The sequence below is a fragment of the Roseateles cavernae genome (genome assembly GCF_040187885.1).
Lineage (GTDB): Bacteria > Pseudomonadota > Gammaproteobacteria > Burkholderiales > Burkholderiaceae_C > Roseateles_E > Roseateles_E cavernae.
The window spans coordinates 180110-194275 of the sequence record NZ_JBDPLH010000007.1; the positions used below are offsets into that span (position 1 = coordinate 180110).

Annotated in this window: 14 protein-coding genes; 1 reads left to right on the forward strand and 13 read right to left on the reverse strand. The window is 67.7% G+C overall.

What is annotated here, in order from left to right:
* Positions 1–19: 19 nt before the first annotated feature.
* Positions 20–541 (forward strand): FKBP-type peptidyl-prolyl cis-trans isomerase, encoded by a 522-nt coding sequence (locus ABGI63_RS18570; RefSeq protein WP_349743859.1) that lies wholly within the window; start codon positions 20–22, stop codon positions 539–541.
* Here ABGI63_RS18570 and dut read toward each other — a convergent pair whose 3' ends face one another.
* The 13 genes from dut to ABGI63_RS18635 form a co-directional block, all read right to left on the reverse strand.
* Positions 542–997 carry a dUTP diphosphatase gene (gene dut / locus ABGI63_RS18575; protein WP_349743861.1) on the reverse strand — a complete coding sequence of 152 codons (456 nt, stop codon included), beginning with the start codon at positions 995–997 and terminating at the stop codon, positions 542–544.
* A complete protein-coding gene (coaBC, locus tag ABGI63_RS18580; protein WP_349743863.1) occupies positions 994–2220 on the reverse strand; it encodes a bifunctional phosphopantothenoylcysteine decarboxylase/phosphopantothenate--cysteine ligase CoaBC in 1227 nt (408 codons plus the stop codon). The genes dut and coaBC overlap by 4 nt, the downstream gene beginning before the upstream one ends.
* Positions 2221–2240: 20 nt before the next feature.
* Complete coding sequence (gene trmB, locus ABGI63_RS18585) at positions 2241–2933, reverse strand: tRNA (guanosine(46)-N7)-methyltransferase TrmB (RefSeq protein WP_349743864.1); 693 nt, start codon at positions 2931–2933, stop codon at positions 2241–2243.
* A gap of 34 nt (positions 2934–2967) precedes the next feature.
* Positions 2968–4287 carry a thymidine phosphorylase gene (gene deoA, locus ABGI63_RS18590; RefSeq protein ID WP_349743865.1) on the reverse strand — a complete coding sequence of 440 codons (1320 nt, stop codon included), beginning with the start codon at positions 4285–4287 and terminating at the stop codon, positions 2968–2970.
* 25 nt (positions 4288–4312) lie between these two features.
* Positions 4313–5071, reverse strand: a complete 759-nt coding sequence (deoC, locus tag ABGI63_RS18595) for a deoxyribose-phosphate aldolase (RefSeq protein ID WP_349743866.1) — start codon at positions 5069–5071, stop codon at positions 4313–4315.
* A 5-nt stretch (positions 5072–5076) separates the two neighbouring features.
* Positions 5077–5913: a purine-nucleoside phosphorylase gene (locus ABGI63_RS18600; RefSeq protein WP_349743868.1), complete on the reverse strand. Its 837-nt coding sequence runs from the start codon at positions 5911–5913 to the stop codon at positions 5077–5079.
* A 20-nt stretch (positions 5914–5933) separates the two neighbouring features.
* Complete coding sequence (gene cdd, locus ABGI63_RS18605) at positions 5934–6347, reverse strand: cytidine deaminase (RefSeq protein WP_349743869.1); 414 nt, start codon at positions 6345–6347, stop codon at positions 5934–5936.
* Between the two features lie 2 nt (positions 6348–6349).
* The gene (locus ABGI63_RS18610) at positions 6350–7324 is read right to left on the reverse strand and encodes an ABC transporter permease (protein ID WP_349743871.1); all 975 of its coding nucleotides are present in this window, start codon (positions 7322–7324) and stop codon (positions 6350–6352) included.
* Positions 7317–8438 carry an ABC transporter permease gene (locus tag ABGI63_RS18615; protein ID WP_349743872.1) on the reverse strand — a complete coding sequence of 374 codons (1122 nt, stop codon included), beginning with the start codon at positions 8436–8438 and terminating at the stop codon, positions 7317–7319. Before ABGI63_RS18615 ends, ABGI63_RS18610 begins: the two co-directional genes overlap by 8 nt.
* The gene (locus ABGI63_RS18620; RefSeq protein ID WP_349743874.1) at positions 8435–10006 is read right to left on the reverse strand and encodes an ABC transporter ATP-binding protein; all 1572 of its coding nucleotides are present in this window, start codon (positions 10004–10006) and stop codon (positions 8435–8437) included. Before ABGI63_RS18620 ends, ABGI63_RS18615 begins: the two co-directional genes overlap by 4 nt.
* A 29-nt stretch (positions 10007–10035) precedes the next feature.
* Positions 10036–11025 carry a BMP family lipoprotein gene (locus tag ABGI63_RS18625; RefSeq protein WP_269841725.1) on the reverse strand — a complete coding sequence of 330 codons (990 nt, stop codon included), beginning with the start codon at positions 11023–11025 and terminating at the stop codon, positions 10036–10038.
* A 244-nt stretch (positions 11026–11269) separates the two neighbouring features.
* On the reverse strand, positions 11270–12550 hold the full coding sequence (locus ABGI63_RS18630) for a sensor domain-containing phosphodiesterase (RefSeq protein ID WP_349743875.1): 1281 nt from the start codon (positions 12548–12550) through the stop codon (positions 11270–11272).
* Positions 12551–12600: 50 nt separating this feature from the next.
* The gene (locus ABGI63_RS18635; protein ID WP_349743876.1) at positions 12601–14019 is read right to left on the reverse strand and encodes an aminotransferase-like domain-containing protein; all 1419 of its coding nucleotides are present in this window, start codon (positions 14017–14019) and stop codon (positions 12601–12603) included.
* Between the last annotated feature and the right edge of the window lie 147 nt (positions 14020–14166).

Here is a 14166-nt window from a genome sequence, read left to right on the forward strand (position 1 = left end):
GTATGCGATCATCCCGCCCATGCAAATTTCCGCCCCCTGTGTGGTCTCCCTGAGCTGGAGACTTGAAGATGCCCAAGGCCAGTTGATCGACGAGCTGAGCGAGCCGTTGGAGTTTTTCTACGGCGGCGACGACCTGTTCACCAAGGTCGAGGAAGCGCTGGCCGGCCAGGAGATCGGCTTCGAAGCCAGCCTGGCGCTGGAGCCCGAAGACGCCTTTGGCGAGTACGACTCCGCCCTGGTCTGTTTCGAGAGCCGCGCCGTGCTGCCCGAGAACGTCTCGGAAGGCATGCAGTTCGAAGGCCTGCCCGAAGGTGCGGCCAGCGAAGACATGCCGGCCGACCGTGTCTATACCGTCACCGAGGTCTATCCCGAACATGTGGTGCTTGACGGCAACCACCCCTTGGCTGGCATCGGCCTGCGCATGCACCTGAAGGTGCGCGATGTGCGCGAGGCCAGCGAGGAAGAGATCGAGGCCGGCAGCGTCGGCGAGGCGGTGTTCAGCCTGGTCAGCGGCGCGCCGCCGGACGCTTCACTTCATTGATCAAGACTTTCCGGTCGATCCAAAACCGCCTTCGCCACGCGCGGAGGCATCGAAATCCTCGACGCGCCGGAACGCAGCCTGCACCACAGGCACCAGCACCAGCTGCGCAATGCGCTCCATCGGCTCGATCACGAAAGTGGTCTGGCCGCGGTTCCAGCAGCTGACCATCAGCTGGCCCTGGTAGTCGCTGTCGATCAGGCCGACCAGATTGCCGAGCACGATGCCGTGCTTGTGGCCCAGGCCCGAGCGCGGCAGTATCAGCGCGGCCAGGCCGGTGTCGGCGATGTGAATCGCCAGGCCGGTCGGGATCAAGGTGGTCTGACCGGGTTCCAAGGTGACGGCCGCATCGAGGCAGGCGCGCAGATCCAGACCGGCCGAGCCGGGGGTCGCGTAGGCGGGCAGTTGCTCGGCCATGCGGGCATCGAGCACTTTCAGGTCAACAGTCGTCGTGGTCATGGCTTTTGTTCTTGCAGGCGCGCCGCGATCTCGCGGATCAGATCGCGCGCCAGGCTCAGTTTGTCGTTGTGAGGGAGTTCTCGCTGGCCTTGGGCATCGACCAGCAGCAGCGCATTGTCGTCGCGGCCGAAGGTGGCCGGCCCCAGATTGCCGACGATCAACGGCACGCCCTTGCGCAGCAGCTTCTCGCGCGCATGCTTGAGCAGGTCGCGGCTCTCGGCGGCAAAGCCCACACAGAACGGCTTGTCCGCCAGCGCCGCCACGGCGGCCAGGATGTCGGGATTTTCGGTCAGCTCAAAGCTCGGCGCCGCGCTGGCACTGCTGCCGTCCTTCTTGATCTTGTGCTCGTTGATCTGCGCCGGCCGCCAGTCGGCCACCGCGGCGGTCGCGATGAAGACATCGTGCGCCGCCGCGCGCGGCAGCACCGCGTCATACATCTGCAGCGCGGTCTGCACATCGACACGTCGCACGCCGCGCGGCGTGGCCAGATGCACCGGCCCGGCCACCAAGGTGACCTCGGCGCCAGCCTCGGCCGCCGCGCGCGCGATCGCAAAACCCATCTTGCCGCTGGAGCGATTGGTGAGGCCGCGCACCGGGTCGATGGGCTCAAATGTCGGACCGGCCGTGATCAGGAGCTGCTTGCCGGCCAGCAGCTTGGGCTGGAAGAAGGCGATCAGCTCGTCTCGCAGCTCGGCGGCCTCCAGCATGCGGCCATCGCCGATTTCGCCGCAGGCCTGGTCGCCATTGCCGGGGCCCAGCACGACGGCACCATCGGCACGCAGCTGCGCGATATTGCGCTGCGTGGCCGGGTGCGCCCACATCTCGCGATTCATCGCCGGCGCCACCAGCAGCGGGCAACGCTCGGCAGGCCGAGCCAGTGCGGTCAGGCTCAGCAAATCGTCGGCCCGGCCCTGCACCAGCTTGGCGATGAAGTCGGCACTGGCCGGCGCGACCAGCATCACATCGGCGCGCCGTGTCGCGTTGATATGGGCCATATTGTTGAGCTCGCGGGCGTCCCACTGGCTCATCAGCACCGGCTGGTTGGACAGGGCCTGCATGGTCACCGGCGTGATGAAGGCCTCGGCGGCCTCACTCATCATCACCTGCACGGTGGCGCCGGCCTTGATCAGCAGCCGCACCAGCTCGGCGGACTTGTAGCAGGCGATGCCGCCCGAGAGGCCCAGCAAGACATGCTTGCCGGCGAGTTGTGTAGCTTCAGACATGGCCGCACTCTAGCAGCGGGTCAGGTCTTGCGCCTGAACACCAGATCCCAGACGCCGTGGCCCAGCTGGATGCCGCGGTTCTCGAACTTGGTCAACGGCCGGTAGGCCGGCTTCTCGGCATAGGCTGTGGCGCTGTTCTCCAGGCCCGGCTCGGCACTCAGCACCTCCAGCATCTGCTGGGCATAGGGCTCCCAGTCGGTGGCCAGATGCAGATAGCCGCCGGGCCTGAGGTGCTGGATCAAGGTGGCGACGAACTCGGCCTGGATCAGGCGGCGCTTGTTGTGGCGCTTCTTGTGCCAGGGGTCCGGAAAGAAGATGTGCACGCCGGCCAGCGAGCCGGGCGCAATCATCTGCGCCAGCACCTCGACCGCGTCGTGCTGGACGATGCGGATATTGGCGATCTGCTGCTCGTCGATCAGCTTCAGCAAGGCGCCGACACCGGGCTCATGCACCTCGCAGCCGATGAAATCATGGTCCGGCAGGGTCTGCGCGATCTGGGCCGTGGCCCCGCCCATGCCGAAGCCGATCTCCAGCACCAGCGGCGCCTCGCGGCCGAAGACCTCGGCCGGCTTCAGCAGCTCTGGCTTGAAGGGCAGCACAAAGCGCGGGCCCAGCTCGGCCAGGGCCTTGATCTGGCCCGTTCCCATGCGGCCGGCGCGCGTGACAAAGCTCTTGATCGCGCGGCGCGGCGGGGTGTCGGGAGAGTCGGACATGGCGGAGACAAGGAGAGGGAGAGGGGGCGAAAGTCTAGCCGACCCGCGCCGCGATCAGCGGCAAGGCCTGCCAGGGCGCGCCGGGCTCGGCGAGTTCGCAGGCCGCTTGCAGCGAAGCCACCGCGCGCTCGGCATCGGGCTCGCTGCCCGCATGCACCCAGGCCAGCGGCTCGCCGGCCTGCAGCTCATCGCCCAGCTGGCGCATGCCGGACAGGCCCACGCGCATATCGATCACATCGCCGGCCTGGCGGCGGCCACCGCCGAGCTCGACGATGATCAGGCCGATCTCGCGGGTGCGCATCGCCGTCAGGCGACCGGCTCGCAAGGCCGGCACCGGGCGCAGCACCGGCGCCTCGGGCAGATAGGCGGCCGGCCGCTCCAGCAGGTCGGCCGGGCCGCCCAGCGCCGCGACCATCGCCGCGAACTTCTCGGCCGCCGCGCCGCTGTCCAGCGCCCGCTGCAGCTTGGCACGCGCCTGGGCCTCGTCACCGGCCAGGCCGCCCAGCAGCAGCATCTCGGCGGCCAGCGCCAGCGTCACCTCGTGCAGGCGCGGCTCGCGTGGCTCGCCCCTCAGATAGGCAATGGTCTCGTGAATTTCCAGCGCATTGCCGACCTCGCTGCCCAGCACCTGGTTCATATCGGTGATCAGCGCCCGGGTCTTCATGCCGGCGCCATTGGCCACCTCGACAATGCTCTGGGCCAGCTGCTGCGCCATCGCCGGCGAGTCGGCAAAAGCGCCGTTGCCCCATTTGACGTCCATCGCCAGGCCCTGCAGACCGGCGGCCAGCTTCTTGGACAGGATGGAGGCGGTGATCAGCGGCACGCTCTCGACCGTCGCGGTGACGTCGCGGGTGGCGTAAAAGCGCTTGTCGGCCGGGGCCAGATCGGCGGTCTGGCCGATGATGGCGCAGCCCAGCGAGCGCACGATGCGGTCGAATTCGGCCGGGGCCGGCGTCGTCGTGTAGCCGGGTATCGCTTCGAGCTTGTCGACCGTGCCACCGGTATGGCCCAGGCCACGGCCGGCAATCATCGGCACATAGCCGCCGCAGGCGGCCACCAGCGGCGCCAGCATCAGGCTGACCTTGTCGCCGACGCCGCCGCTGGAATGCTTGTCCAGCACCGGGCCGGGCATGTCCGGCCAGTTCAGCACACGGCCGGAGTGCATCATCGCCCGCGTCAGCGCCACGCACTCGTCGCGCCCCATGCCGCGCAGGAACACGGCCATGCCCAGCGCCGCAACCTGGCCCTCGCTCCAGCTGCCATCGACCAGGCCGCGCACAAAAGCCTGGATCTGCGCCTCGGACAGCGCCGCGCCGTCGCGCTTGCTGCGGATGATTTCCTGAGCCAGCATCATCGCTGCCGCTCCTCTCTTGAATGAATCAGTAGGCGCTGGTGGCGGGCACCGGGGCCTGGCCCGACAGCGTCGCGAGAATGTCGTTGAGCAGGCCGCTGGCACCGAAACGCAGGCGCTGCGGCGTCAGCGCGGCAGCGCCGAGCTTGTCGGCGGCGAGCTGCAGATAGACCTGGGCCTCGGCCACCGTGCGGATGCCGCCGGAGGCCTTGAAACCAGCGTGCGGCAGGCCGCTCGCCGCGATCTCGCCGAGCATCACCGCCGCCGCCTGCGGCGTGGCGGACAGCGGGCTCTTGCCGGTGCTGGTCTTGACGAAATCGGCCCCGGCCATCAGGGCCAGACGGGTCGCCTCGGCAATCAGCTCGCCGGTCTTGAGCTCGCCGCTTTCGATGATGACCTTCAGGGTCAGCGGGCGGCTGGCGTGGCGCACCTCGGCCAGGAACTCGGCGACTTCGGCCGCCTGCCCGGCTATCAGCGCACGGTAAGGCAGCACCACATCGACCTCGTCGCCACCGGCCGCCGCAATCGCCTCGACATCGGCCAGCGCGCGCGCCAGATCGAGTGGGCCAGCAGGGAAATTGGCCACCGCCGCCACCTTGATCGCGGCCGGCAGCAGCGCCCTCGCCTGCGCGACAAAGCGCGGCCAGACGCAGACCGCCGCCACCGGGCCGAACTCGGTCTGGGCACGGCGGCACAGCGCCTCGATATCGGCGGCGCTGTCGGCCTCGTTGAGGCTGGTCAGATCCAGGCAGGCCAAGGCCTGGCGGGCGGCAACATGCAGGTCCATGACCATCAGGCCCGCAGCGAGGGCAGCTCGGCCAGGCCCGCAATCACCTGGGCCAGGAATTTCGCCGCGCTGTCGCCCGAGGCCTGGGCCTGCTGCAAGGTCAGCGCATGGGTCAGGGCCTCGGCCGACAGGCCGGCGGCCATATTGGTCATTAACGCGATGCCCATCACGCGCAGGCCGGCATGGCGGGCCAGGATGGTCTCGGGCACGGTGCTCATGCCCACGGCATCGGCGCCCCAGGCCGCGAACATGCGGATCTCGGCCGGCGTCTCGAACTGCGGACCCAGGGCCCAGACATAGACGCCCTCGCCCAGCTTCATGTTCTGGGCCTGGGCCACCTTCTTGGCGTGGCCGCGCAGCTCGGCGTCATAGGCCGTGCTCATGTCGACAAAGCGCTCGCTGCCCGGCTCGCCGATCAGCGGCGAGCGCTGCGGCGCGTTGATGTGGTCGGCAATCAGCATCAGGCTGCCCGGCGGCGTGTGGGCGCGCAGCGAGCCCGAGGCATTGGTCTGCAGCAGCACCTTGACGCCCCAGCGTTTCAAGCTGCGCAGCGCACCGGCCATGCCGGTGCAGTCGCCGCTCTCGTAGGTGTGGGCACGGCCGCGCAGCATCACGACGCGCTGGGCGCCAATCTGGCCGACGACGATCTCGTTGACATGGCCCTCAACCTTGGGCTGCGGAAAGGCCGGCAGCTCGGTATAGGGCAGGTTTTGCGCGCCCTCGACATGGCTGACCGCGCCGGCCCAGCCCGAGCCCAGCACCACAGCCACTTCGGGGGCCGGGCCGAACAGGGCTTGCAGCTTGGCAACGGTGGCGGTGATCGCCTGTTCCTGTGTGTTCATTGTTCTTGTCTCCCGGGAGTTCAGGTCTTCAAATGTTCGGGGCCGAAGCTGAAGGGCAGCAGCTGCTCCAGCGTCCACTGCTGGCGGATGCCGCCCGGGTCGGCCGCGATGATCAGCAGATCGGGGCCACCGAACTCGCGCAGCTTCTGGCGGCAGCCGCCACAGGGCGTGATGATGTCGGGCCCCGGGCCGCTGACCAGCACCGCCTGGGCCCGGCGCGAGCCGGCCATCAGCATCGCGCCCAGGGCCGTGGCCTCGGCACACCAGCCTTGAGGATAGGCGGCGTTCTCCATATTCGCACCCAGATGGATGAGGCCGTGCTCGTCGAGCACGGCGGCACCGACCGCATAGCGCGAATACGGCGAATAGGAACGCTGGCGGGCCTGCAGCGAGGCCTCCAGCAGGCGCTGCTGCAACTCGGGCGTCAGGGTCATGATCAACGTTCCTTGATATAGGGTCGGCCCAGCGCCTTGGGCGCCAGCGCCTGGCCGATGAAGCCGGCCAGCAGCACGACGGTCAGGATATAGGGCAAGGCCTGGATCAGCTGCACCGGCACCTCGCCACCTCCCAGCGCCGCCGGCAGCGCCACGCCCTGCATCCGGATCGCCACCGCATCCAGAAAGCCGAACAGCAGGCAGGCGAACATGGTCGGCACCGGCTTCCACTTGCCGAAGATCATCGCGGCCAGCGCGATGAAGCCACGGCCGGCCGTCATATTCGGGCTGAAGTTGGCGTTCTGCGCCAGGGTCAGATAGCTGCCGGCCAGGCCGCACAGCAGCCCGTTCATCAGCAGCGCCGCATAACGCAGCCGCGGCACCGAGACGCCAGCCGCGTCGACCATGGCCGGGTTCTCGCCGACCGCACGCAGGCGCAGGCCCGGCTTGGTGTGCTCCAGGAAAAACCAGACCGCAGCGACCAGGAAGAAGGCCAGGTAGACCAGCACGTTATGGCTCAGCAGGCCGTGGCCGATCACCGCGCCCCACCAGTCGCCGGCCACCGGCTCGGCATAGGCGGTGCTCAAGCCCGTCAGGCGCACCTCGGTGCCGACCGGCGGGGTCTGGCCGCCCTGGGCGAACCAGGCGATGCCCAGCACCACGGTCAGGCCGGCGGCCACCATATTCAGCGCCACGCCGGTGATCACCTGGTCGCCGCGATGACTGACACAGGCAAAGCCGTGCAGCAGCGACAGCGCGCAGGCCACGGCGATGGCCGCCATCAGCCCCATGCCGGTCGAGTGGCTGGCGCTGGCCGCAGCGGCCGCGGCAAAGGCTGCGAACAGCATCTTGCCTTCCAGGCCGATGTCGATGACGCCGGAGCGCTCCGACAGCAGGCCGGCCAGCGCGCACAGCAAGAGCGGCGTCGTCACGCGCAGGGTGGACGCCAGCACGGATCCGATCAGCACTTCATCCATGGGACACCGCCGTGCGTTGGAAGGCCGCATACAGCTTGGCAAACAGCGGCGCGCTGACCATGGCCATCGCGCCGGCAAACAAGACGATCAGCCCCTGCACCGTCACCACCATCTCGCGGCTGAAGCCGGGCACCTCGAAGGCCACCTCGACCCCGCCCTGGTAGAGCACGCCAAACAGCAGCGAGGCCAGAGCGATGCCCACCGGATGGTTGCGGCCCATCAGGGAGACCGCGATGCCGGTGAAGCCGGCGCCGGCGACGAAGTCCAGCGTCAGCTTGCCCTGCACGCCGGAGATCTCGTTGACCCCGACCATGCCGGCCAGCGCGCCGGACAGGCCCATCGCGATCAGCACCTGCATGCGTGGCCGGATGCCGGCATAGTGCGCCGCCTTGGGCGCGCTGCCGACCGAGCGCAGCGCATAACCGGCGCGGCTCTTCCACAGAAACCACCAGACGAAGACACAGGCCAGCAGGGCCAGCAGCAGGCTCAGATTCAGCGGCGACGAGGGCATCTCGACACCCAGGCTTTGCGCCAGGTTGTGCAGGGCCGGCATGCGGGCGCTGTCGGCAAAGTTCGCGCTCTCCACCGCCATGCTGCCCTTGGGCCGCAGCACATTGACCAGCAGATAGACATTCAGGCTGCTGGCCAGGAAGTTGAACATGATGGTGGTGATGACGATATGGCTGCCGCGCCAGGCCTGCAGATAGGCCGGCACCAGGGCCCAGACCATGCCGAACAGAGCACCCGAGACCACCAGCAGCGGCAGCATCAGCCAGGCCGGCAGGCTCGCGCTCAAGGCCAGCGCCATCAGGGCCACGCCCAGCCCGCCGAAGGTGGCCTGGCCTTCGCCGCCGATATTGAACAGGCCGCCATGAAAGGCCATCGCGACCGCCAGACCGGCAAAGATGAAGGTGGTCGTGTAGTACAGCGTGTAGCCCAGGCCGCGCACGCTGCCGAGAGAACCCTGCAGCAGCACCGCCAGCGCCTGGGTCGGGCTCTGCCCGATCACCAGCACCACCAAGCCCGCCACCGCGAGCGCCACACACAGATTCCACAGCGGCAACAGGCCGATATCCATCCAGCGCGGCAGTTGCAAGGATTGACTGCTACTCATGACTCCACGGGCTCCGCCGCCTGGGCCGCCATCAGCAGGCCCAGACTCTTCTCATCACATTGATCGATGGCCAGCTCGCCGGTAATGCGGCCGCCATTCATCACCAGCACCCGGTCCGCCAACGCCAGGATCTCATCGAGCTCGGAGCTGACCAGCAGCACCGCGCAGCCGGCATCGCGCAGCGTGCGCAGCTGCTGGTGGATGAACTCGATGGCGCCGATATCGACGCCGCGCGTCGGCTGGCCCACCAGCAGCACGGTCGGCGCCTGGCCGATCTCGCGCGCCAGGATCAGCTTCTGCTGGTTGCCGCCGGAAAACTTCGACGAGCCCAGCTGCGCATCGCGCGGCCGCACATCGAAGCGCTCCATCATCTCGGCGGTCTGCGCCCGCATATGGCCCTGATTCATCGCCCAGCCGGCCGGGCCGGCGCGGTACTGCGCCTGCTCGTGATAGCCCAGCGCGGCGGTTTCCCAGGCCGGGAAACTCATCACCATGCCGCAGACCTGGCGGTCTTCCGGCACATGGGCCAGCTTCAGCAGCCGCGCCTGGCCGGGCTCCAGCCAGGCGGTGGCGGCATCGAAACTCGCCGCGCCGACGCTCAGCCGGCCGGCATCGGGCGCGCGCATGCCCGACAAGACCTCCAGCAGCTCGCTCTGGCCATTGCCCGAGACGCCGGCGACGCCGACGATCTCGCCGGCCTGCAGCCGCAGCGTGATGCCCGACAGCACCGCCACGCCCTGCGCATCTCGCAGGGCCAGGTCTTGCGCCTGCAGGCGCAGGCTGTCGCCGCGCCTGGCGCCGCCGCTGCGGCCCAGATTGACCTTGCGCCCGACCATGGCCTCGGCCAGATCCTCCGGGCTGGTGTCGGCGATCGCGCTGGTCTTGATCACCTGGCCGGCGCGCATCACCGTGACCTCGTCGCACAAGGCCATCACTTCCTTGAGCTTGTGGGTGATCAGGATGATGGTCGTGCCCATGGCCTTCAGGCGGCGCAAGGTCTCGAACAGCTGCAGCGTCTCCTGCGGGGTCAGCACGGCGGTCGGCTCGTCCAGGATCAGGATCTTGGCGCCGCGGTACAGGGCCTTCAGGATCTCCAGGCGCTGCAGCTCGCCGACCGGCAGGTCGCCGACCAGCTCGTCGAGCCGCACATGCAGGCCGGTGTCGCGCATCAGCGCTTCCAGCTTGGCCCGCACCTCACGCTTGGCGCGGCCCAGGAAGAAGGCCGGCTCGGCGCCCAGCATCACATTGTCCAGGCAGCTCAGGGTCTCGACCAGCATGAAATGCTGGTGGACCATGCCTATGCCCAGCGCGATCGCCTGGTGCGAGTTGGCGATCGCCACCGAGCGACCGGCCACCTCGATATGGCCGGCATCGGCCTGGTAATAGCCATAGAGAATGGCCATCAAGGTGCTCTTGCCGGCGCCGTTCTCGCCGACCAGGCCGTGCACCGTGGCCGGGGCCACACTCAGATTCACACTGCGATTGGCCTGCACCGCGCCGAAGCGCTTGCTGATCCCGCACAGGCGTACCGCCGGAGGCACTCGTGTGCCGCTGCTTGCTTCTGACATCAGGAATCAGTGCTCGTGCTCTCGGGCTATCAGTACTTGCAGGCGTTGTCGGCCATGTAGTCGGCCACCTTGATCTTGCCGGCAATGATGTCGGCCTTGTAGGCATCGACCTTGGTCTTCAGCGCGGCGCTGACCAGCTTGGCGTTGTGCTGGTCCATCGCGTAGTCGACGCCGCCTTCCTTCAGGCCCAGCACGCTCAGGCCGGGCTTGTAGGACTTCAGCACGTTGTAGACGGCCACGTCGACGCGCTTGACCATCGAGCTCAGCATCGTGCCGGGCTGCATATGGTTCTGGTTGCTGTCCACACCGATGGCCAGCTTGGACGCATCCTTGGCGGCCTGGTAGACGCCCGAGCCGGTGCCGCCGGCGGCGGCGAACACGACATCGACGCCCTTGGCGAACTGCGCCTTGGCCAGCTCACCACCGCGCGTCGGATCGTTCCAGGCGCTGGCGGTGGTGCCGGTCATATTGCTGAACACCTCGGCCTTGGTGTTGGCCACCTTGGCGCCCTGCTCGTAGCCGCACTGGAATTTGCGGATCAGCGGGATGTCCATGCCGCCGATGAAGCCGACCTTGCCGGTCTTGCTCGACAGGCTGGCCATCGCGCCGACCAGGAAGCTGCCCTCATGCTCCTTGAACACCACCGACTGCACGTTCGGCAGGTTCACGACCATGTCGATGATGGCGAACTGCGACTTCGGGAATTCCTTGGCCACCTGCTCCAGCGCCGAGGCCTGGGCAAAGCCGATCGAGATGATGGGGCTGGCGCCGCGCTCGGCCATGCGGCGGATCGCCTGCACGCGCTGGGTGTCGTTGCTGATCTCGAACTCGAGATAGGTCTTGCCGCTCTCCTGCTTCCAGCGCTCGATGCCGCGGTAAGCCGACTCGTTGAACGATTTGTCGAACTTGCCGCCCATGTCGAAGATGATGGCCGGCTGAGCCTGGGCCGACGCCGACAGCGAAACGGCGGACAGGGAGGCGGCCAGCATGGCGCCGACGAGCGTGGATTGAGCGATCATTGCGTACCCATCAAGACTGGTTGAACACAGCTCGCCACGCTGCCAGCCTCGCCACGGGGACGGACATCGAACAAGCGCAGAGGCGAGACCGGACGGATTGTAGGAAATGTCAGTGTAATGGCAGCTCAAGGAAAACGCTAAACGTTTGCGCCCCAGCATTCATGCGTTTGCGCAAATTTCAGGAGGCCTGTGTATTGACGGTCTGACTGGGGCAGGAAACAGGCTGAGCGCGGTCTGACGGAGCTCAGTGGATCAGCGCCCTCGCCTGTTGCAGCAGCATGGGCCGGCCCAGGTGATAACCCTGAGCACTGCCGATGCCCAGTCCCCGGAGGGTGTCCAGCTCGGACGAGGTCTCGACACCCTCGGCGACGATGCTGCAGCCGGTCTCGGCAGCGAATCCGCGCAGGGCCGCCGCCAGAGCGCGCCGCGAGTGATCGGTGTCGATGGCGCGCGTGATGCTGATGTCGAGCTTCACGATGTGGGGATGCAGATTCAGGATGTGCCTGAAGCTGGCATAGCCGGCGCCGGCATCGTCGATGGCGACGCGCAGGCCCTGTGCTTGCAGAGGGCTCAGCACGGCGGCAATGTCCTCATAGCGCTCAACGGCCTGGTGCTCCGTGACCTCGACCACGATTCTGTCGAGCGGGAATCCTTGCAGCATGCCGGCAAAGTCGCCTTTGACAATCATCTCGGGAGAGGCGTTGACGGCGATATACACATCGGGAGCCAGTTGCGGCAGCGCGCCCAGCGCGATGCGGATGGCCTGGGACTCCAGCTCCAGTTCGCGGTTCACCATGGCCGCTTCGGAAAACCAGACATCCGGCGACCGGTAGGGGTCCGAGGAGAAGCGTGCCAGCGACTCGAAGCCGATGGCACGGTTGCTCAGCACATCGAAGATGGGCTGATAGACCATCTGCAAACCGCCGCGCTCGAGCACCGTGTCGATGCGCTGATCCAGCCGCTGAATGGCCTGGCGCGTCGACAGCTCCTCCTGGATTTGCTCTCCAACCATCTCCGCAAAGACACGCATCATCGCCAGATCACGCGCCGTCAGACTGCTGTCCGGCGCGTGGCTGAAACAGCAGAAGGTGCCGTACAGCTGCCCGTCGCCCAGCCGGATCGGCACGCTCAGATGTGCACCAACCGGCAAGGCACGCGTCACCGGCAGGCTCAGGGCCTCGGCGTTCAAGCAGGCGTCGGTCATCAGCTCGGGCAGCCGGCCGTCGATGACGCGCTGGCAGTAGCTGTCTTCCAAGGGATCGGAATTGCCGACCTGCACCAGATCATTTCCCGGGCGCGCATCGACATGGCGAAAGACCCGGCGGCCCTCCACCATCTCAGAGATGAAGGCGACATCCATGTCCAGATGGGTGCGGATAGCGTGCAGGGCGCGTGCCAGCGATGGTCTTGCCGCGGCATGCGCCCCCCGAGAGGGCTCACGCGCGAGTTCCGCAACGGCGGTGGCGAGTAGTGCTTTCAACTGCGGCCTCCTTAAAACTGCAGTCCTCCGCGTGTCGATGGACATGCGGTGTGCCCGGCTTTGCCGGTGCTACTGCCCTATGGTCGCACAAGCCCTCACATCAGGGCCAGCTCGCTGACGATGCGCCCCAGGCTGCACAGTGCCGCTTCGAAACGGGTATCGCCCGGATAGCCATGGTTGATGCGCAGATGGTGGCGGTAGCGCCGGTCGGCGGAGAACAGATGCCCGGGCGCGACGCCGACGCCGCAGGCCATCGCGCGGCGATGCACGTCCAGCGCGTCCACGGCGGCCGGCAGCTCGACCCATAAAAAATAGCCGCCCTCGGGCCGGGTCACCCGGGTGCCGGCGGGGAACTCACGCGCTATCACCCGCAGCGCCGAGGCCTGCTGGCGGCTGAGCGCATGCCGCAGGCTGCGCAGATGGCGGTCGAAGCTGTTTTGCTGCAGGAACTCCTGCAGCGCCAGCTGCGAGGGCATGGCGGCGGCCAGCGAGCTCATCAGCTTGTGCCGCCCCAGCGCGGTCGCGAAACGCCCACCCGCCACCCAGCCCACCCGGTAGCCCGGTGCCAGCGACTTCGAGAAGGAGCTGCAGTGCATCACCCAGCCCTCGCGGTCCCAGGCCTTGGCCGGCGGCGGGCGGCGCGGGCCGTGGTGCAGCTCGCCGTAGACATCGTCCTCGATCAGCGGGATGCGCCGTGCGCTCAGCATCTCGACCAGACTGGCCTTGGCCTGATCGGGCATGGTGCCGCCCATCGGGTTCTGGAAGGTCGGCATGAGCCAGCAGGCCTTGACCGGATGCTGTGCCAGCACGCGCTGCAGCGAGTCCAGATCGACGCCGGTGCGCGGATGGGTCTCCACCTCCACCGCCCGCAGCCCGCGCCGCTCCAGGGCCTGCAGCGCCGCATAGAAGCACGGCGTCTCTATGGCCACCACATCACCCGGCTGCGTACTCACCTCCAGGCAGAGATTCAGCGCCTCCATCGCGCCATTGCTCACGACGATCTCGGACGGCGGCACATCGATGCCGGCCAGGCCATAGCGCAGCGAGATCTGGTGCCGCAGCTCGCCATTGCCCGGCGACATGTCCTCCACGGTGCGCCACGGATCCATGGCCCGCATCGCCCGCCCCATGCCGCGCGCCAGCGCCTCCAGCGGAAACAGGGTCGGCGACGGGAATGCCGACCCCAGCGGCACCAGCTCACGCTGGCGCGCCTGGGCCAGCACCTGGAACACCAGGGCCGAGACATCCACCGCCATGCTGTGGCTCAGCGGTTCGCTGGCGGCGGGCTCCGGCTCGCTGCGGCCGGCTCGGCTCAGCACGTAATAGCCCGAACGCGCCCGCGCCTCGACCAGCCCCTGGGTTTCCAGCAGGTAGTAGGCCGAGAAAATCGTCGAGGCACTGAGCCCCTGCTGCCCCCGGGCCTCGCGCACCGAGGGCAGGCGGTCCCCTGGCTTCAGGCTGCCGCTGCGGATGCGCTGGGCAATGGACTCGGCATAGACCTCGTAACGTTTCATCGGGTTCCTGGGCGTGTCTGATACGTTGAACTCTCAAGATTCTGATGCTTTTGGGCGCAGACACCTGCGGCAACACTGCGTGCAGCCCCTCGGTACGCCATGGCGTGCCGGATTTCCAGCCAGCTCCTGGCGTTATCGGACCAGCTC

Bases quoted from the DNA above. Each gene is read 5' to 3' on its own strand.
- ABGI63_RS18600 (WP_349743868.1), bottom strand. From the start codon at position 5,913: ATGAACACACAGGAACAGGCGATCACCGCCACCGTTGCCAAGCTGCAA.
- ABGI63_RS18620 (WP_349743874.1), bottom strand. From the start codon at position 10,006: ATGTCAGAAGCAAGCAGCGGCACACGAGTGCCTCCGGCGGTACGCCTG.
- ABGI63_RS18610 (WP_349743871.1), bottom strand. From the start codon at position 7,324: ATGGATGAAGTGCTGATCGGATCCGTGCTGGCGTCCACCCTGCGCGTG.
- dut (WP_349743861.1), bottom strand. From the start codon at position 997: ATGACCACGACGACTGTTGACCTGAAAGTGCTCGATGCCCGCATGGCC.
- coaBC (WP_349743863.1), bottom strand. From the start codon at position 2,220: ATGTCTGAAGCTACACAACTCGCCGGCAAGCATGTCTTGCTGGGCCTC.
- trmB (WP_349743864.1), bottom strand. From the start codon at position 2,933: ATGTCCGACTCTCCCGACACCCCGCCGCGCCGCGCGATCAAGAGCTTT.
- ABGI63_RS18630 (WP_349743875.1), bottom strand. From the start codon at position 12,550: ATGTCCATCGACACGCGGAGGACTGCAGTTTTAAGGAGGCCGCAGTTG.
- deoC (WP_349743866.1), bottom strand. From the start codon at position 5,071: ATGGACCTGCATGTTGCCGCCCGCCAGGCCTTGGCCTGCCTGGATCTG.
- ABGI63_RS18615 (WP_349743872.1), bottom strand. From the start codon at position 8,438: ATGAGTAGCAGTCAATCCTTGCAACTGCCGCGCTGGATGGATATCGGC.
- deoA (WP_349743865.1), bottom strand. From the start codon at position 4,287: ATGATGCTGGCTCAGGAAATCATCCGCAGCAAGCGCGACGGCGCGGCG.
- ABGI63_RS18625 (WP_269841725.1), bottom strand. From the start codon at position 11,025: ATGATCGCTCAATCCACGCTCGTCGGCGCCATGCTGGCCGCCTCCCTG.
- cdd (WP_349743869.1), bottom strand. From the start codon at position 6,347: ATGACCCTGACGCCCGAGTTGCAGCAGCGCCTGCTGGAGGCCTCGCTG.
- ABGI63_RS18635 (WP_349743876.1), bottom strand. From the start codon at position 14,019: ATGAAACGTTACGAGGTCTATGCCGAGTCCATTGCCCAGCGCATCCGC.
- ABGI63_RS18570 (WP_349743859.1), top strand. From the start codon at position 20: ATGCAAATTTCCGCCCCCTGTGTGGTCTCCCTGAGCTGGAGACTTGAA.